Source organism: Yoonia sediminilitoris (genome assembly GCF_003058085.1).
GTDB lineage: Bacteria > Pseudomonadota > Alphaproteobacteria > Rhodobacterales > Rhodobacteraceae > Yoonia > Yoonia sediminilitoris.
Genome location: NZ_QBUD01000001.1, coordinates 697,777 through 715,824, shown reverse-complemented (window position 1 = coordinate 715,824; position 18,048 = coordinate 697,777). Strand labels below are relative to the sequence as shown.

Sequence of the window (18,048 nt, the reverse complement as noted above, 5' to 3'; positions counted from 1 at the left end):
CGCGCTATCACACGATTCTGTTTATAATTCATCACACGAAAGCGACGCCGTCGCGCCTATCCGCGCCTTTGGTCGGATCAGGCCTGATCCTCTGCCTCTGGCAGCAACAGCGAACTGTCGCCATAGCTGAAAAAACGGTAATTCTGGGCGATGGCATGATCATAAATCGCCTTGATCCGGTCTACGCCCATCAGGGCCGACACCAGCATCATCAATGTGGATTTGGGCAAATGAAAGTTGGTCATCAACCCATCAGTAATCTGAAACTCAAACCCCGGCGTGATAAAGATATCCGTCGGCCCCTCCCAAGGGGTGATCTGGCCATCGATTGCCGCACTTTCGATCAGGCGCAGGGCGGTTGTCCCCACCGGAATGATGCGTCCGCCTGCGGCCTTGGTTGCGTTGATCTCGGCGGCCGCCTGCGGCGTGACCTCGCCCCATTCAGCATGCATCTTATGGTCGCGCACATCGTCGACCTTGACCGGCAGAAATGTGCCCGCCCCGACATGCAGCGTGACCTTGGTGAAGGCGACACCACGTGCCGCAAGATCATCCAGCAAGGGCCCATCGAAATGCAGCGATGCGGTCGGTGCCGCCACCGCACCCGACCGGCGCGCCCAATAGGTCTGGTAATCCTCTTTGTCGGCCGCGTCTGCGGGGCGCTTGGCGGCGATATATGGCGGCAGGGGCATTGCCCCCACCTCTGCCAGCGCCTTGTCAAAATCATCGCCCGTCAGACTGAAGCGCAAGGTGGCCTGCCCATCATTGCGCCCTGTGACTGTCGCAGACAAATCATCAGAAAAGACGATCGTTTCGCCATCGCGGACCTTGCGCAGGGGCTTGATCAGGGCGGACCACGTACCATCCGCACGCGGCTCAAGCAGGGTCACATCCATCTGCGCGCTAGTGGCACCCGCCTCTCCTGTCCTGTGGCGTAGGCCGAACAGGCGCGCGGGAATCACCTTGGTGTCATTCAGCACCAGCCTGTCGCCGGGCCGCAGGATCTTGCGCAGATCGGTGACGACCAGATCATCAATCCGGTCCCCTTGTGCAAGCAGCAGCCGCGCCGACGACCGTGGCCGCGCGGGCCGCGTGGCAATCAGACGCTCGGGCAGGTCGAAATCAAAATCACTGAGCTTCATTGAACAATCTGTGGTGGGGCACGCCGGAAAATTTCGCGGAACATGCCAGGTGTAAAGGCAGAGAGCGGATTGACAGACACGACAGGTGCATCCCGCGTCCCCGTAATGTCGAAATTGAAGCCGATCAACCCCTCACCCGGACGTGTCAGCACCGACCCGATGCTATTCACCAGATAAAATGGCGAAATCACCCCTTGCAGGTTCAACTCTTGCGAGGCCAGTCCAACGATGCCATCCAGCGACACGCCCAACCCCGGACCAATGGCGCTGGCCTCGGTGATGGCGATTTCGCCTGCATTGACTTGAAAGCGCGCGTCGACCGTTTCAAAAGACAGCCCCTGCCCGTCAAGCTGTTGCAACAGACCGACCACGCTGATCGCATCCAGCAAAGCAGCCATCGCCGGCGCATCGCGGACCCGCACATCACGCAAAGCGACAGTCCCGACGTAGGCATCGCCATCACCGACAGGCACCAGCGTCAGGTCCAGACTGCCGCCGATCCCATTCATCATCAGACCGCTCGCGCGCCCGATGGCGCCCGCATCATCACCGCGCAACCGCAACGCGGTGCGCCCTTCGCGGGGGGCAAGCGCGCCAGTAATTGCGGCAGCCCCGTTGATCTGGCCGTTGAATTGTCCGGAAAACCCCGGACCGGTCCGAAACTGCCCCTGAAAGCCTGTCAGAGCGACCGTATCGGTGACTTGCAGCTGGTCCAGCCGCACCAACATCGGCCCGCCTGTGCCGCCGGTCTGCCCCCGTGGGGCATTGCGCAGATCAAGCCGTCCGCCGATGATTTCCACCAGTGCGCCCGCCCGGTCCGGTCGCAGGACCAGCGGCACATCCAGCCATTCATTGACAGCCACCCGGTCAAATCTGGCTTCTTGCAACCCGCCACCTTCAGCAAGGATGATCTGGCCGTCGGCCTGTAGCCCCGCGCCACTCAGCGTCAGTTCAGAAATCAGCGGAACAGCCCCCAGTCGTCCCTCGGCCAACAGGTCAACGGTCTGGTCAGGTGTCTTGCGCCACCCCAGCGCGGGCAGCGCCATCTCGACGCCGCGCAGGTTTGACGACAATGAAAACTGCGGCGGTGCGCCCGCCTGCAGGGCCACCGACAAATCCCCACGGCCCCGCCCTGTGACGCTGCCGGGGGGCAGTGCGATATTGAACTCTTCCAAAAAGCGGGGCGAGATTTCCGTTTCCGCCTGCAAATTACTGGTGCCAACCGGGTCCGCAAAACGTTTGGTCCAATTGACCAAAAGCGGCACCTCGCCGACGCGCAGCGGACCAGCGACCGCCAACCCCGCGCGGTCGGCAGTGATTTGCAGCCGTGGAGAGGCCAATTGCCGTCCGGGGATCAGCACGTCACTCCGCATGGCGGTTATGGTCGATTCCATCGCAAAGCCGATTTCATCATTCGTGACCCGCGGTTTTAGCGGCAAAGTCAGTCGGCCCGTCAACTGGCTACGGCCATCGGCCAACGTGACAGGCAGATTGGCCTTGTCCAGAAATCCAAACGGCGGCTGGTTCAGCACGGACAAAACCGCCGTGATCGTGCTGTCGATGTTCAAATCAATCACAGACGGCGGGTCTTTCCCCATCTGCTCAATCACAAAGCTGGATCCACCCAGCGCCATCAGGCCACCTTCGGGGGCGATCGCCCTGGCTGATGCCACGTCAATGGCAAGCCGCTTGCCGATAATCGAAAGGCTGCCGCTGCCGTCCGTTATGGCAGGCATCGACCGCATGAACTTGATCTCTGCCTCCTTGAAACCGGCATTAACGGCAAACTGCAGGGGCTGGTTGGGGGCCAGCCGCAAACCGGCGTGCGCATCCACGTAATCGGCAGTGGTCACGTTCTTTTCAAGCCAGCTGCGCGCGCCGGGGAAAATGCTGCCGGGCCAGTAGCCAATCATGGCCGATTGGCTGATCTGGTTCAGCCCCACATCGATGCCCACTTGCCACCCGTCTGGGGTGGCCGCGATGTTGCCCTTGCCCGACAGGCGCATGTCACCTTCCGATGCCGCAATCTGACCCAATTCGACTGAAAATGGCGCAAACCGCACTCGCGCATCCACCGCCGCCCGTTGCAACGTCAAAGGAACCGGAAACAAACCCGACGGATTAAACGCGATGTCGCGAAACTGAAACTGCGCCAAGAGCACCTGCGGCAGTCCCACGCCGAAGTCCTGCAAATAGGCATGGCCGCTGGCATTGAGCTGCCCCCATTCCATTTCAAGCCTGACTTCGTCAAAGCTGATACTGCCGCGCGATGGGTCATAGGTCAGATAGGCTTTGGCAGCTTCGAAGCTGATGGGCTGGGTTGCGGGGTTGGGTTGCAGCGCGCCTTTGCCGATCTCAAGGCTGGCATTGAGCGGCCCCAGCGCCCCTTGGGCATCCAGACTGGTCCGAATGGCCGCATTGACCGGCGCATCGACGCCCCGAAGCCAACTGAGTGCCGGTGACTGTGTGGCGATGTCGCTGGCAACGATATTGTCGATGTTCAAGCCCATGTTGGCATCGCGGGTGCCAAGCGCACTGGCATAGGACAATGCAACCTTTGTTACCTCTGCCCGCCCCGAAAGCAAGGAAAAGTCACCGCGCAAAATGGTCTGTCCGCCTTGGACCACCAGTGACAGCGCGCCGCCGTCCACCACCCATGACCGTCCGGCGCGTGCATCGTCAAAATTCACCACAAGTCCGGTTGCGCGCACGCCTTCCAGTGCCTTGAACTCGGGGCGCTCCAGAAATATGTCAATCTTTTCAAGCAACTGAGACAAAGACGGGGCCTGCCCCGCCTCGCGGGCGCCGCGCGCAAATGCCACCGCAACCTCGCCGCTTGCCGCGCGGCGTAAATTGACCTGCGCCCCGACAAGCGCGATGTTTTGCATCAGCACCTCGCGGCGCAGGATCAGACCGCGCGGCGACATGATGCCTTCGGCCACGGGGATCGTGCTGATCAGCGCACCGGTCGCATCCTGCAATGTAATGTCCGTCAGGCGCACGGTCGGGTGCAGATCACGCCCCAACCGGACGGTCATCGCGCCAAACTCCAGCTTGCCCCCGTCCAGAAATTCCGAGGCCCGCACCGCGATATCTTCGGCTATCCAATCGGGCGCGGTCACCTCACGGTCAACCAGCATCGCGGCAGAAACAGCTCCGAAAATCAATGGCGTCAGACACAGCAGCAAAACCGCACGAAGCCAGAATTGCCTGCGCCGGGTGATCGGCCTGGGCGGCACGACCGCTTCGGTTTCTTCGTCCTGATGCGTCACGCGATTGCCACCAAGTTCAAACATACCCTTTATCTTCGCCTGTGTCGGGCTAAAACGGAACCAAAGAAAACACAACTTCCACGAAAAGGACCACGCCATGACCGAACTTGCGCCCGGCGCACCTGCCCCCGCCATCAGTTTGCCCCGCGATGGCGGCGACATCGTCAACCTGTCTGACTTCAGCGGCAAAAATGTTGTTCTTTATTTCTATCCGCGTGACGACACCTCTGGCTGCACGAAGGAGGCGATTGGCTTCACCGAAAAACTGGCCGACTTCACGGCGCTGAATACGGTCATTCTAGGCGTGTCCAAGGATAGCGTCAAAAAGCACGACAAATTCGTCGCCAAACATGATCTGGGGGTCGCCCTGTTGTCGGACGAAGAAGGCGACGTGTGCGAACGCTACGGCGTCTGGAAGGAAAAAAGCATGTACGGCAAAACCTACATGGGCATCGAACGGGCGACATTTTTGATTGGCACCGACGGCAAGATCGCCCGGAGCTGGCCCAAGGTCAAAGTGCCCGGCCATGTTGATGCCGTGCTTGACGCGGTGCGCGCCCTGTGACCTTGCCTCTTGCCGAAATGGCCGTGGCAGTGCTGATGACCGCTGATGGCCGCGAAAAGACAGCCCTTTCGCGCCGGTATGCCGCAGAATGGCAAAGCGCGCGCAAGGCGGGCCAAACGCCTGACATCGGGACTGCCGCACCGCCGCTGTTTCCGGCCCGCCCCGACGAACCCGCATTGCTGGACCCCCGCGACGTGCCGCACCGCAAGCCGGGCACCGCCGAAGGTCAGATTGCCCTGTTGCACGCGGTTGCGCACATCGAACTGAACGCGGTTGACTTGCATTGGGACATCATCGCCCGCTTTACAGACACCAAACTGCCCATCGGGTTCTATGATGACTGGGTCAAGTCAGCCGACGAAGAATCCAAACATTTCAATCTGATGTGCGACTGTCTTGAAGGGATGGGCAGCCATTACGGCGCCCTTCCTGCCCACGCAGGCATGTGGCGGGCCGCCGAAGACACCACAGGCGACCTGATGGGGCGGCTGGCCGTGGTGCCGATGGTGCTCGAGGCGCGGGGGCTGGATGTCACCCCCGGCATGATCAAGATCTTCAGGCAGGCCAAGCTGAAGGACGCGGTCGCAGCGCTCGAGATCATTTATGCCGAAGAAGTCCATCATGTCGCCTACGGGTCAAAATGGTTTCACTTCCTGTGCGGTCGGCATGATCTGGACCCCACCGGCGTCTTTCATGATCTGGTCCGCAAGTACTTCCACAGCCAGCTCAAGCCACCCTTCAACGAAGAAAAGCGGGCCGAAGCGGGGATACCGCCGGATTTCTACTGGCCACTCGCGCAGGATGTATCGCAAGCGCGCAGATGACCCTCAGGGGCACTATTTTAGGGCACTTGCATCCAAAACAGGCGCTTTCCCTCCCATCGGGTGGCAAAAATCTTGCAGCATCTTGTTCATCTGGATAACAACACGCAACGCCTGTTGAGATGGGAACCCCGCAACTGAAACTGGGAACGGACGGAAAACACAACGTGCGATCACGACTGACACAGAAAATCCATGGCTTTCTTGAACGCCACTTTCCCGAAAGACGGCTGTTCCTGCGGTCGGACACGGAAACACGTTTCATTCGGCTCAAACCCGAAACGCAGTTGGTGGCTTGGGCAGGCTGCACAATCGTTGTCGCCTGGACAATCGTGGCAACTGCAATCTTGTTGATGGACAGTATCGGCGCCGGCAATTTCCGCGCGCAAGCGCAGCGCGATCAATTGACCTATGAACAGCGGCTTAATGCCTTGTCTGCGGAACGCGACCAGCGCGCCGCCGAAGCCTTGGCCGCGCACGAGCGGTTCAACTCTGCTCTCCGGCAGATTTCGCTGATGCAGACGGAATTGCTGAACACCGAAGAAAAGCGGCGCGAACTCGAAACCGGGCTCGAGGTGGTACAATCCACTTTGCGTGACACGATGCGGGCGCGGGAAGATGCGCGCAAGGAACTGGCGGCCCTTGCCGCGGAAACCGATCAAACGACAGTCACGGCCCTGAGCCAGGATGCGGTCGGCACGGTTGACCTGCTGGCAAATGCCCTGGCAGAAACCGCGGCAGAGCGGGACATGATCGCCGCAGACGCCGAATTTGCCATTGATCACGCCTCCGAAATGGAACTTGAACTCCGCCTGCTGCAAGAGCGCAACGACCAGATTTTCCGCCAGCTGGAAGAAGCGATGCTGGTGTCTGTCGAACCGCTTGACCGGATGTTCCGCGCGGCAGGCATGGACCCGGATAACCTGATCGCACAGGTGCGCCGTGGCTATTCCGGCACCGGTGGTCCGCTGACGCCGCTCCAGTTTTCAACCCGTGGTGGAACAATCGACCCTGATGCGGACCGGGCGAATGATATTCTGGGGGCGATGGACCGGATCAATCTGTACCGGATTGCCGCCGAAAAAGCGCCCTTCGACATCCCCGTCAAATCCAACTTCCGCTTCACGTCCGGCTTTGGCCAGCGATGGGGACGGCTACATGCGGGCACCGATTTTGCGGGCCCTGTCGGCACCCCGATCTATTCCACCGCTGATGGCGTTGTGACCCATGCAGGCTGGTCGTCGGGCTATGGTCGGCTGATCAAGATTCGCCATGAATTCGGAATTGAGACAAGATACGCACACTTGAATGCAATGAACGTCAAGGTTGGACAAAGAGTCTCGCGTGGCGAACGAATTGGTGCTATGGGCAATTCTGGACGGTCAACTGGCCCACACTTGCACTATGAGGTTCGCGTCGGGGGCGAGCCTGTAAACCCAATGATCTATATAAAAGCGGGACAAGATGTTTTCTAAATCCAAAATCAACGAACCGGGGCCCAAAGTGGCCGACAACGCAAAGGGCGCAGACACTGCCAAGTCTGCCCCCGTAAAACCGGGCGCGCCTGTCGCCAAGCCGCCAGCATCCGTGCTGTCAGCTGATTTGCTGATTACCGGCAACATCAAGACAACCGGCGACATCAATGTCGAAGGTCAGGTTGAAGGCGACATTCGCGCCCACCTGCTGACAGTCGGCGAAGGTGCGACCGTTAAAGGCGAAGTGATGGCCGATGATGTTGTGGTCAATGGTCGCGTCGTCGGACGGGTGCGTGGCCTCAAGGTGCGCCTGACATCAACAGCCCGTGTTGAGGGTGACATCATCCACAAGACGATCGCCATAGAGTCCGGTGCGCATTTCGAAGGCTCTGTTCAGCGGCAGGACGATCCGCTGTCAACCGGTGCCAAAAAGATGCCAACGACAGCAGCGGCAGGCGACACGCCGAAGTCATAAGACCGGCATATCTGAGAACAACGGGGGTGCCAGCGGCGCCCCTTTTTTGTCTTTTGCAAAAGCCTTTCGGGGCAGATGACGCCCGCGCCTGACCTGCTTCGGCTTGCCATGCAAGCCGACCGCCCGGGGGCTTTGCCCCCGGACCCCCAGGATATTTTTGGCCATAAGAAGCGAGCGGCTTTTCCCAAAAAGCGGATCGCGCTGAATTGCAGGTCGTCAGAACTTTTGGTGCTTCTGACCGCGGTATTGACCCTACGCAATTGCCTTGCGGTAAAGATGCCATGTGGCGTGCCCCAGAACGGGCAACACGATCATCAGTCCCAAAAACCATGGCAACAGCGCAAGAAGGCTCAATACGGCGACTGTCACCGCCCAGACCAGCATCACAAGGAAGTTCTCGCGGACCGCCTGCAAGCTGCGCAGCATCGCCGTGATCACGTCAACTTCGCGGTCAAGCAGCATCGGCAGACTGACGACCGTCAAAGAAAAAAGGATCAGCGCCAGTACCGTCCCAATAACAAACTCTGCAAAGATCATCTTGATCCCGTCTGCCGACAGGAACACCGCCCAGCTGTCCGAAATATTGGTCATGGTCGAAAGCCCCATGAAAAGCGCAAAAACGATATGGGCCAGAAACGTCCAGACAAGGAAAAAGAACACGATAAAGGCCCCCAGCAAGGGCAGTTGCCGATTGCGTTCAGCCCAGACAATGCCCAGCACGCCTTTCCAATCCAGCGCGATGCCCTTTTCCAGCCTGCGGCTGACCTCGTAAAGGCCCGCAGCTGCAAAGGGTGCGATCAGCGGAAAGCCAAGCGATGTGGCCAGCACCCAGCTCACATGCCCGGCCCCCAACCACAGCATGACAAAGCCGCCGACGACATAGACCGCGCTGAAGAACAGCCCGAATTGCGGCGCGCGCCGAAAGTCACGCAGCCCCGCTGACAGGGCCGCGCCCAGATCGGCCAGCCTGATTTGCTGCGGCGTTACGGATTGTGTTTCAGTTGATACCATCAGAGCACCTCCCGATCGCAGAATGGCATTATCGCCGCCCCATCGTCCAATGATTTGTCACTTCATTGGCCGTTCTGGCGTCGCGCCCTTATCTGCGGTTTCGGATCAAAGGCGAAACGCTACTCTGCGTTGGCCTCCGCACGGCTTTTGCCAGAGACAGCCATCGCCAGTGTGGCCGCCATCAGACCATCCAGATCACCATCCAGCACACCCTTTGTGTCGGACGTCTCGAAGCCGGTGCGCAAGTCCTTGACCATCTGGTAGGGTTGCAGAACATAAGACCTGATCTGGTTGCCCCACCCAGCATCACCGGCGTTCTCATGCGCCTCGTTCACCAAGGCAGAGCGTTTGTCCAGCTCCATCTGGTACAGCCGGGACTTGAGCGCCTTCATGGCGATATCGCGGTTCTGGTGCTGGGACTTTTCCGAACTGGTCACAACAATGCCCGTGGGCAGGTGCGTAATGCGCACGGCCGAATCCGTGGTGTTGACGTGCTGCCCCCCCGCCCCCGATGACCGGTAGGTATCAAGACGAATATCCGACGGGTTCACGTCGATTTCGATGTTGTCGTCCACCACCGGATAGACCTTGACCGAGGTAAAGGACGTATGGCGCTTGGCCTGACTGTCAAAGGGCGAAATGCGCACCAGCCGGTGCACGCCGCTTTCCGATTTCAGCCAGCCATAGGCATTGTGGCCGCTGATCTTGTAGGCAGCTGATTTGATCCCCGCCTCATCACCCGACTGTTCGGACTGCAATTCAACCTTGTAGCCCTTTTTCTCGGCCCAACGCACATACATGCGCGCCAGCATATTGGCCCAGTCGCAGCTTTCGGTGCCGCCTGCACCGGCGTTGATTTCAAGGAACGTGTCATTGCCGTCGGCTTCACCGTCCAGAAGCGCCTCCAACTCTTTTTGGGCGGCAGTCTTTTGCAGCGCCAGCAAGGCGGATTCGGCTTCGGCAACCACCTCGGCGTCATCTTCCATTTCGCCCATCTCGATCAGTTCGACATTGTCGTCCAATTCCTGACGGATGCGGTCGTAATTGGCCATTGCATCCACGAGCAACTGCCTGTCACGCATCAGTTTCTGGGCCGCGTCGGGATCATCCCACAGGGTCGGGTCCTCGACACGGGCGTTGAATTCCTCCAACCTGTGGGGCGCGGTGTCGCGGTCCATCCGTTGGGCAAGCAAATTGAGCGATTTCTGGATCGCATCAACAGAGTTCTGGATTTCCGCGCGCATGGGGCACCTTTTCAAGATCAACGTTGGGGGGTGATAGCCTGCGGCTGACCGCCCTGCAAGAAGCGGTCAGTAAAGACCGCCGCTTGACAGGGTGCCAAAGCTGGCTTTGGGGCCCACGGTGGCGGTCTGACCGGTCGAGGTGGTCACATTACGGCCACTGCGCGGCACATCATCAAACAGCGGCAGGTCGGCTGACATGGCAAAACCACCGTCAAACATGATGCCAAAGAGAGGCTCTTCGCCGGGGCGGAAACATTCACCAATCACATTGTCGCCACTGGCGCCGTCCGGCAGGCGGGCGCCGCTGAAACGGTCGATATTAATGAACTGGCAATCGGCGGGCACCTTGAAACTGCCTGCGCCGTATTTGTCGATGGCGTCAGACATGAAGCGGTTGAAAACCGGGCCGCAAAACCCGCCACCCGACGCGCCGCTCCCCAAGCTGCGTGGTGTATCGTACCCGATATAGCAGCCCGCTACGATGTTGGAGGAAAAGCCGATAAACCAGACATCTTTGGCGTCATTCGTTGTGCCCGTCTTGCCCGCGATCGGCACCGGCAGATTGACCGAACTGCTTGCCGTGCCCCGCTCCACAACGCCCCGCATCATGGAGGTCAGCTGATAGGCGGTAATTTCATTCATCACCCGGTCGCGATTGGACGTGATGCGCGGTGCATAGCCCGCAGCAAGGGCCCGGTCCGCGCAATCGACACAGGTCCGCTGATCGTGCCGATAGACCGTATTGCCAAAGCGGTCCTGCACCCTGTCAACAAGCGTGGGCTCAACCCGTTCACCGCCGTTGGCGAACATCGCGTAGGCCGCGACCATCTTGAACAAAGTCGTCTCGTCCGACCCTAGAGAGGCGGCAAGCACGCGGTTCATATTCTCGTAGACGCCGAATTTTTCGGCATAGCGACCCACCGTATCAATGCCGATTTCCTGCGCCAGACGAATGGTCATCAGGTTCCGCGACCGTTCGATCCCAGTGCGCAGCGGGGTCGGCCCATAATATTGCTTGGAGGCATTAGTCGGGCGCCAGACACCTTGGGGGGTGTTGATCTCGATCGGTGCGTCAACGACGATTGTCGCAGGGGAATAGCCGCTATCAAGGGCTGCGGCATAGACGAACGGCTTGAAGGACGACCCCGGCTGGCGTTGGGCCTGCGTGGCACGGTTAAACACCGAATGTTGATAGCTGAAGCCACCCTGCATGGCGATCACGCGGCCTGTGTTGACGTCCATCGCCATAAAGCCGCCCTGCACCTCAGGCACTTGCCGCAGGGTCCAGCGAACGAATGTACCGTTCTCGGTCATGCGGCGTACATGGACGACATCACCGGGGGTGTAGTTTTCAAAGAAGTCGCCTTTGATCCACTTGATATCTTCGCGGGGGATGACAAAGGGTTCTGCTTCGGTTTCGATCAGATCCTCGATGCCGATGCGCAACTGGTTTTCAGCAACGTCAAGGATCACGGCGACATGCCACTTACCGTCCAGATCAATGTCACGGGCCACATCAACAGCGGCAAGGGCCGTGCGCCATCCCTCTTCGGTGGCCAGAGCATCCTCTGCGATGGTTTCGCCGGTGCCGCGCCAGATGGTCGTGTTGCGGTCGTACTCCTCCAACGCGCGTTGCAGTGAATGGGCCGCAGAGACCTGTAATTCAGGATCAACAGTCGCGCGGATCGCAAGACCGCCGGAAAAGAATTCTTCCTGGCCAAAGTTCTGGCTCAGCTGACGGCGTATTTCGTCGGTGAAATAATCGCGCGGCGGCAGGCTGGCGCGGAAACTTGGAAAATCGCCATTCTGCACCGTGCGCAGCGGGTCGGCGAGTGCTGTCTGATATTCATCATTCGTCAGATAGCCATTCTGGAACATCTCGCGCAGGATGAAATTGCGGCGGACAATGGCGGCATCACGGTTCTTGACCGGATGATAGCTGTACGGGGCCTTGGGGTGGACTGCAAGAAAAGCAGCCTCAGCGGGTGACAAAGCCGACAGCGGCTTGTTGAAATAGGAAAGTGCGGCGGCGGTCACACCAAAGGACCGGACGCCCAGATCAATCTCTGTCAGGTAAAGCTCAAGAATTTTTTCCTTGGACATGGCCCCTTCGATGCGGGTCGCCAGAATGATTTCCTTGATCTTGCGTTCCAGCGTGGTGGAGCCATCAAGCAGGAAATTCTTCATCACCTGCTGGGTAATGGTCGAGGCACCGCGCAAGGTCTCGCCGCGTGACTGAAAGGCTTCATAGATCGCGGCGGCTATCCCGCGCGGATCATAGCCTGCGTGGGTGTAGAAATTTTTGTCCTCTGCCGAAATAAAGGCCTGTTTGACAAGGTCGGGGATTTCCTCGGCGGGAGTGAACAGGCGGCGTTCCTGCGCGAATTCGTCAATGATCCGGCCTTCGTTGGAATAAATCCGGCTGATCATCTTGGGTGTGTACTGCGACAAGGTTTCATAGGTTGGCAGATCGCGGCCATACATGTGAAAAACGGCACCAAGGGTCAGCGCACCCATCAGCGCCCCCATGGTCAGCAGACTGAAGATACCACCAAAGAATGAAAGAATGTAACGCAACACCGGGGACAGGTATCCTATCTGAGTTCCCGTTCTATATAGGCAATCCGGTACCGCAGGTCAAAAGACCAAATAGCACTTTTGCCTGTATGACACCGCGCGCGGGATCACTTTTGAGTGCCCGTTGGCCCCGGACCGCGCAAGTACAGTCGTCACGGCCAGAGCAGAAGCGCAGATTTTGCCCGACCGTAACGAGGATTTCAATCCACGCCCCAGATGGAAACAGCCGCAACAATTGCAGCAACCAAAGGTGCACGCCCCTGCGGGGTACGCAACCGGGCACGATCGGCCGCGTTTGACAGAAAACCCGCCTCGATCAGAACGCTTTGAAAATCGGCCGCAGCAAGGACGGCAAGTTGTCCTTCCCTGCGGGGGCGCGCGTTTAAACGCACGCCACGGCCTTGCATCTGTTGCACAAGAAGATCAGCGAAAGCGCGGCTTTGCGGGGCTGTTTCCTGCCGCGCCAAATCCATCAGAACCGTCGCTACCCGGTCGCCCTGCCCGCGCAGGTCAATCCCCGACAGCAAATCCCCTTGCGCATGCCGTTCAAGCATCCGCGTTGCGGCCGCATCGCCGCCATCAATCGTCAGCGTGTAGACCGATGCACCCTGCGCCTCGTCCACATCCAGCGCATCCGCGTGCAGCGAAATCAACAGATCGGCGCCCGCGGCCCTCGCCATCGACACACGCTGCGCCAAAGGCACAAATTGATCTGAATCGCGCGTCATCACGGCCTTGACCCCCGCAACCTGCGACAGGCCGCGCATCACATCGCGCGCCAAGGCCAGCATCAGATCAGCCTCGAGCAACCCGTCTCTTTGTGCGCCCGGATCAAGCCCCCCATGGCCCGGGTCGATCATGACCACGAGCGGACCGTTTGTGGGGCTGTCGCGCACCGAGCCGTCCACCACCCCGTCAAAGCCCACACCCGGCGGGGCACCGGCTTTGGTGGCGAACTCCTGCGCTGTGGCCTGCGCGAGGGTGATGCGCAAGCTCACAGCCGCATCGCCCGCGCTCATCCGGGCCGCGGACAGCACCATGGGTTCGGCAAGGTCGATCACAAGCCTTGTCCAGCCATCCCCGAGCGCTGTCGTACGAAGCCCTGTCGCCCGCCCCCGCTCAAGCAGATCAGACGTGGCAATATCGGGCCAATCGACGTTCGCCAGATCAATGACCAGCCTGCGCGGCGCATCAAGGGTAAACACCCGAAAGGGTGTTACATCACTCAAACCCAACGCGATATCAAGCTTCCACCAGCCGTCGCGAATATGGCTGCGCGCGGAATCAACCTGCACCTGTGCAAAGGCACCCGTCGCCAGCAGAAACCACAAGAGGACAACGCGGATCACCCGTTCCGGCCCGCCATGAAACGCGCCAGTCTGCGTAGCCCCTCTGCGATGTCCTCTGTCGATCTGGCATAGGAAAAGCGCAACCAATGCTGGCCGCGGGTGGCATCAAAATCGGCCCCCGGTGTGACGGCAACGCCTGCCTCTTGCAGTATATCTGCCGCGAGCTTGCGTGCATCTCCTGTATGGGCGGACACATCGGCATAGACATAAAACGCCCCGTCGGGGGGGGCGAATTGATCAAACCCGGCCGCCTTTAGCCCGGCGATCATAAGCTCGCGGTTGGCGGCATAGACGGCCTTGTTCTGCTCCAGTTCTCCGGTGCAATCCATGGCATGCAAAGCCAGCCGCTGCGACGCATGGGGGGCGCAAATGAACATATTCTGCGCCAGCCGCTCAACCCGGCGCACATGGTCGTGCGGCACGACCATCCAGCCGACACGCCAACCCGTCATGGAGAAATATTTCGAAAAGGAATTAATCACATAAACATCATCCGTTACGTTCAGTGCCGATACGGGCGGACGATCATAGTCGATCCCGTGATAGATTTCATCCGAAACCAGCGCCGCGTTGCGCGCCGCACACGCCTCGGCCAAGTCCGCCAGCGCCTGTTCATCCAGCATCGTCCCCGTCGGATTGGCAGGAGAGGCAACAATCAGCCCCGCCAGTTCGTGGGCGGCAACGTCAGCGGGCACAGGCTGAAACCGGTTTTCCAGCGACGTCTGAATGTCAACGGGACTTAACCCGACAGCCTTGAGGATTTGCCGATAAGACGGATAGCAGGGGGTACCCAGCCCAACCCGGTCGTCATTGTCGAAAAGTGCCGAAAACGCCAGCAGGAACCCGCCGGATGCCCCGCTTGTGATGACAACGCGGGACGGGTCAAGGTCAAGATCGTACCATTCACCGTAGTGGTGCGCGATCCGGGCGCGCAAGGCAGGCAGGCCAAGACCAACGGTATATCCCAGCGGGTCGGACAATTCCTGCGCCAACTGCCCCCTTGCCGCGTCAGGGGCCCCCGTCCCCGGCTGACCAACCTCCATATGGATTATGTGGCGCCCCGCCTCTTCGGCCTGACGGGCAGCCTCCATGACATCCATCACTATGAACGGATCTACGTCACCGCGGCGCGATTGTCGCATCTTTTGCCTCATGTCTGCTTTGGGGTCTATGTGCCCTTCACTGCCATGTGACGTCAATGCACCTTGGCAAGCCACGACGGATATGATCTTTGCAGGGCGTCTCAATTTTATAAAGGCCCCGATGATGATTGCTCGCTTCGCATTGCCCCTCGCGCTCTTGTTTGCCCATCCGGCAACTGCACTTGAGCTTGATAATCTGACCGCGCAGGAGCGCGTGCAATTCAGGGCAGAGGTCAGGGCCTATTTGCTTGATAACCCCGAAGTCCTGCAGGAAGCGATCGCAATCCTGCAACAACGCGAACAGAACGCCCAGCTGACAGCAGATCTGGAGCTTGCGCGCGCCAACGCAGACGCCCTGCAAAATGACGGCTACTCTTTCGTCGATGGCAATCCCGAAGGTGACATCACAGTTGTTGAATTCATGGATTATCGGTGCGGCTATTGTAAGCGCGCCTTTCCGGAAGTGGCCCAACTGCTTGCCGATGACCCCAATATCCGGTTTGTGGTCAAGGAATTGCCCATCCTTGGTGAGCAATCCGTCCTCGCCTCCCGGTTTGCAATTGCGACGCAGATTGTCGGCGGTGATGATGCCTATAAGGCCGTGCATGACACGCTGATGGAGTTTCGCGGCGACATCTCGGAACAAAGCCTGACACGGTTGGGCAGCACATTGGGGATAGATACAGATGCCGTTCTGGCGCAGATGGACAGCCCCGTCGTGAGCGAAATTATCGCCGCAAACAGCGTCCTTGCACAGCAGCTTAATATCAGCGGCACACCGACCTTTGTCTTTGAAGACCAGATTGTGCGCGGCTATCTGCAACTGGCGCAGATGGAGCAGCTGGTGGAAGAGTTGCGCGCGCAATAACAGGCTTGTGATCCGCAACTTTGCGCTGTCTGATGGACAGACCGGAAACTTGATCTATTCGGCTTCTTGTAAGCTAACACAAAGGATCAAGGTATGACGACACGCCGTAGATTTTTGACCGGAGCCGCCGCAATGAGCGGCGTCACACTTCTTCCCTATCAACTGCACGCAGCCGCCCATGCCGCTGACAGCTTTGACACAGCCAATGGCAGGGTGACGGTGCATTCGGTCAGCCATGCGTCCTTTGTCATGGAAACGCCGGCGGGGGTCGTTTACGTTGATCCGGTGGGCGACGCCGCATCCTATAGCGACTTCGCCGCGCCCGACCTGATTTTGATCACCCACGAACATGGAGATCACTATAATGCGGACACGCTGGCCGCAATCGTGGGCGACACGACGCAAATGATCGTGAACCCTGCGGTCATGGCAATGCTGCCCGCCGATATGATCGGCAAAGCCACTGCCATAGCCAATGGCGAAAGCACGACAGCCGGCGATGTGGCCGTGGAAGCGATCCCGGCTTATAATATCTCGGAAGACCGTCTGAACTTTCATCCACAAGGCCGCGACAACGGTTATGTGGTAACGATTGACGGGATGCGCATCTATATTTCCGGTGACACGGAAGATACCCCGGAAATGCGCGCGCTAACGGACATCGATCTGGCCTTTGTCTGCATGAATTTGCCATTTACGATGGACGCAGAAGCCGCCGCATCAGCTGTTGCAGAATTCGCGCCGACCTATGTCTACCCCTATCACTACCGGGGCCGCGATAATGGCACGCAGGACCCTGCGGAATTTGCCAACCTGCTGGATGGTGCAACAGAAGTCAAAATGGGCGGCTGGTACGCCTGACCAAAGCGGGGATGGATCAAGATCCATCTTACGGTCTTGAAATGGCGCGCATTGACGGACCGTAAGATGGATTTCAATCCGTCCTACTCTGCGGCGACATCCCTCGCCGCGGCATCCAACTCTGCTGCCTTTCTTTCAACCTGTTCAACGATGTGATCAATCATACCCTCGTTGGACAGCTTGTGGCTTTGCGCCCCTGCCAGATAGACCATGCCGGACCCTGCCCCACCGCCGGTAAAGCCGACATCTGTCATCAACGCCTCACCCGGACCGTTCACGACACAGCCGATGATCGACAGTGACATCGGGGTTTTGATATGTTCCAGCCGTTTCTCAAGCGCCTCGACGGTCTTAATCACGTCAAAGCCCTGCCGCGCGCAGGACGGGCAGGAAATGATATTGACGCCCCGGTGGCGCAGTCCAAGCGATTTCAGGATTTCGTAGCCGACCTTGACTTCCTCGACCGGATCAGCCGACAGCGACACACGGATCGTGTCGCCAATGCCCATCCACAACAGATTGCCCAGACCAATCGCCGACTTGATCGTCCCGGAGGTCAGACCGCCCGCCTCAGTGATACCCAAATGGATCGGCGCATCGGTCGCATCTGCCAGTTGCTGGTAGGCGGCCGCCGCCATAAACACATCGGATGCCTTGCAGGAAATCTTGAACGCGTGGAAATCATTATCCTGCAGGATCTTGATATGATCCAGACCACTTTCCACCATCGCGTCGGGGCAAGGCTCGCCGTATTTGTCCAGCAGGTGCTTTTCCAGCGACCCGGCATTCACCCCGATCCGGATCGAGCAATTATGATCCCGCGCGGCCTTGATCACTTCCTTGACCCGCTTTTCATCCCCGATGTTGCCCGGATTGATCCGCAAGCAGGCGGCTCCAGCTTCTGCCGCCTCGATCCCGCGTTTGTAATGAAAATGGATGTCGGCCACGATCGGCACCGTCACTTCGGGCACGATGTCGCGCAACGCACGGCTCGATGCCTCGTCCGGCACAGAAATCCGTACGATATCCGCACCCGCATCCGCCGCCGCCTGCACCTGCGCTATGGTCGCCTTGACGTCCGTCGTCAGCGTATTTGTCATGGTCTGGACGGTGATTGGCGCATCCCCGCCAACGGGCACCTTCCCGACCATAATCTGGCGCGATTTGCGCCGATAGATATTGCGCCAGGGACGGATGTGATTGAGTGACATCAAGCTATGCTTTCGATGGTGGCCATTTCCTGTAG

Annotated in this window: 14 protein-coding genes; 6 read left to right on the top strand and 8 right to left on the bottom strand. The window is 59.2% G+C overall.

Annotation, left to right across the window (positions count from 1 at the left end):
• Positions 1-77: 77 nt before the first annotated feature.
• Entirely contained in the window at positions 78-1,142 is a 1,065-nt protein-coding gene (gene queA / locus C8N45_RS03560) for a tRNA preQ1(34) S-adenosylmethionine ribosyltransferase-isomerase QueA (protein WP_108384795.1), read from the bottom strand.
• Positions 1,139-4,438 (bottom strand): YhdP family protein, encoded by a 3,300-nt coding sequence (locus tag C8N45_RS03555; RefSeq protein ID WP_168769387.1) that lies wholly within the window; start codon positions 4,436-4,438, stop codon positions 1,139-1,141. The genes queA and C8N45_RS03555 overlap by 4 nt, the downstream gene beginning before the upstream one ends.
• 73 nt (positions 4,439-4,511) lie before the next feature.
• On the opposite strand from C8N45_RS03555, the gene bcp reads away from it, so the two are divergent.
• From bcp to C8N45_RS03535, 4 genes are all read left to right on the top strand, one after another.
• Positions 4,512-4,979, top strand: coding sequence for a thioredoxin-dependent thiol peroxidase (bcp, locus tag C8N45_RS03550; protein ID WP_108385147.1), 468 nt, complete (start codon positions 4,512-4,514; stop codon positions 4,977-4,979).
• A 17-nt stretch (positions 4,980-4,996) separates the two neighbouring features.
• Entirely contained in the window at positions 4,997-5,803 is an 807-nt protein-coding gene (locus C8N45_RS03545) for a ferritin-like domain-containing protein (protein ID WP_108384793.1), read from the top strand.
• A gap of 164 nt (positions 5,804-5,967) precedes the next feature.
• Positions 5,968-7,275, top strand: coding sequence for a M23 family metallopeptidase (locus C8N45_RS03540; protein ID WP_245882530.1), 1,308 nt, complete (start codon positions 5,968-5,970; stop codon positions 7,273-7,275).
• Positions 7,265-7,750: a bactofilin family protein gene (locus tag C8N45_RS03535; protein ID WP_108384791.1), complete on the top strand. Its 486-nt coding sequence runs from the start codon at positions 7,265-7,267 to the stop codon at positions 7,748-7,750. Before C8N45_RS03540 ends, C8N45_RS03535 begins: the two co-directional genes overlap by 11 nt.
• A gap of 252 nt (positions 7,751-8,002) precedes the next feature.
• On the opposite strand, the gene C8N45_RS03530 is transcribed toward C8N45_RS03535, so the two are convergent.
• The 5 genes from C8N45_RS03530 to C8N45_RS03510 form a co-directional block, all read right to left on the bottom strand.
• Positions 8,003-8,761 (bottom strand): DUF2189 domain-containing protein, encoded by a 759-nt coding sequence (locus C8N45_RS03530; protein ID WP_108384790.1) that lies wholly within the window; start codon positions 8,759-8,761, stop codon positions 8,003-8,005.
• Positions 8,762-8,880: 119 nt separating this feature from the next.
• Positions 8,881-10,005, bottom strand: a complete 1,125-nt coding sequence (prfB, locus tag C8N45_RS03525) for a peptide chain release factor 2 (RefSeq protein WP_108384789.1) — start codon at positions 10,003-10,005, stop codon at positions 8,881-8,883.
• A 66-nt stretch (positions 10,006-10,071) separates the two neighbouring features.
• Positions 10,072-12,585 carry a penicillin-binding protein 1A gene (locus tag C8N45_RS03520; RefSeq protein WP_108384788.1) on the bottom strand — a complete coding sequence of 838 codons (2,514 nt, stop codon included), beginning with the start codon at positions 12,583-12,585 and terminating at the stop codon, positions 10,072-10,074.
• A gap of 197 nt (positions 12,586-12,782) precedes the next feature.
• Positions 12,783-13,931, bottom strand: a complete 1,149-nt coding sequence (locus C8N45_RS03515) for an N-acetylmuramoyl-L-alanine amidase (RefSeq protein ID WP_108384787.1) — start codon at positions 13,929-13,931, stop codon at positions 12,783-12,785.
• Positions 13,928-15,073, bottom strand: coding sequence for a pyridoxal phosphate-dependent aminotransferase (locus C8N45_RS03510; protein ID WP_108385146.1), 1,146 nt, complete (start codon positions 15,071-15,073; stop codon positions 13,928-13,930). The genes C8N45_RS03515 and C8N45_RS03510 overlap by 4 nt, the downstream gene beginning before the upstream one ends.
• A 124-nt stretch (positions 15,074-15,197) precedes the next feature.
• Here C8N45_RS03510 and C8N45_RS03505 point away from each other — a divergent pair, with 124 nt between their 5' ends.
• Positions 15,198-15,941 (top strand): DsbA family protein, encoded by a 744-nt coding sequence (locus C8N45_RS03505; RefSeq protein WP_108385145.1) that lies wholly within the window; start codon positions 15,198-15,200, stop codon positions 15,939-15,941.
• A 93-nt stretch (positions 15,942-16,034) separates the two neighbouring features.
• Positions 16,035-16,802, top strand: coding sequence for an MBL fold metallo-hydrolase (locus C8N45_RS03500; protein WP_108384786.1), 768 nt, complete (start codon positions 16,035-16,037; stop codon positions 16,800-16,802).
• A gap of 83 nt (positions 16,803-16,885) precedes the next feature.
• Here C8N45_RS03500 and ispG read toward each other — a convergent pair whose 3' ends face one another.
• On the bottom strand, positions 16,886-18,013 hold the full coding sequence (ispG, locus tag C8N45_RS03495) for a flavodoxin-dependent (E)-4-hydroxy-3-methylbut-2-enyl-diphosphate synthase (RefSeq protein ID WP_108384785.1): 1,128 nt from the start codon (positions 18,011-18,013) through the stop codon (positions 16,886-16,888).
• Positions 18,014-18,048 lie beyond the last annotated feature (35 nt).

Excerpts from the sequence above, each read along its gene's own strand:
- queA (WP_108384795.1), bottom strand. The coding sequence starts at position 1,142 with ATGAAGCTCAGTGATTTTGATTTCGACCTGCCCGAGCGTCTGATTGCC.
- C8N45_RS03555 (WP_168769387.1), bottom strand. The coding sequence starts at position 4,438 with ATGTTTGAACTTGGTGGCAATCGCGTGACGCATCAGGACGAAGAAACC.
- bcp (WP_108385147.1), top strand. The coding sequence starts at position 4,512 with ATGACCGAACTTGCGCCCGGCGCACCTGCCCCCGCCATCAGTTTGCCC.
- C8N45_RS03545 (WP_108384793.1), top strand. The coding sequence starts at position 4,997 with ATGGCCGTGGCAGTGCTGATGACCGCTGATGGCCGCGAAAAGACAGCC.
- C8N45_RS03535 (WP_108384791.1), top strand. The coding sequence starts at position 7,265 with ATGTTTTCTAAATCCAAAATCAACGAACCGGGGCCCAAAGTGGCCGAC.
- C8N45_RS03530 (WP_108384790.1), bottom strand. The coding sequence starts at position 8,761 with ATGGTATCAACTGAAACACAATCCGTAACGCCGCAGCAAATCAGGCTG.
- prfB (WP_108384789.1), bottom strand. The coding sequence starts at position 10,005 with ATGCGCGCGGAAATCCAGAACTCTGTTGATGCGATCCAGAAATCGCTC.
- C8N45_RS03510 (WP_108385146.1), bottom strand. The coding sequence starts at position 15,073 with ATGCGACAATCGCGCCGCGGTGACGTAGATCCGTTCATAGTGATGGAT.
- C8N45_RS03505 (WP_108385145.1), top strand. The coding sequence starts at position 15,198 with ATGATTGCTCGCTTCGCATTGCCCCTCGCGCTCTTGTTTGCCCATCCG.
- C8N45_RS03500 (WP_108384786.1), top strand. The coding sequence starts at position 16,035 with ATGACGACACGCCGTAGATTTTTGACCGGAGCCGCCGCAATGAGCGGC.
- ispG (WP_108384785.1), bottom strand. The coding sequence starts at position 18,013 with ATGTCACTCAATCACATCCGTCCCTGGCGCAATATCTATCGGCGCAAA.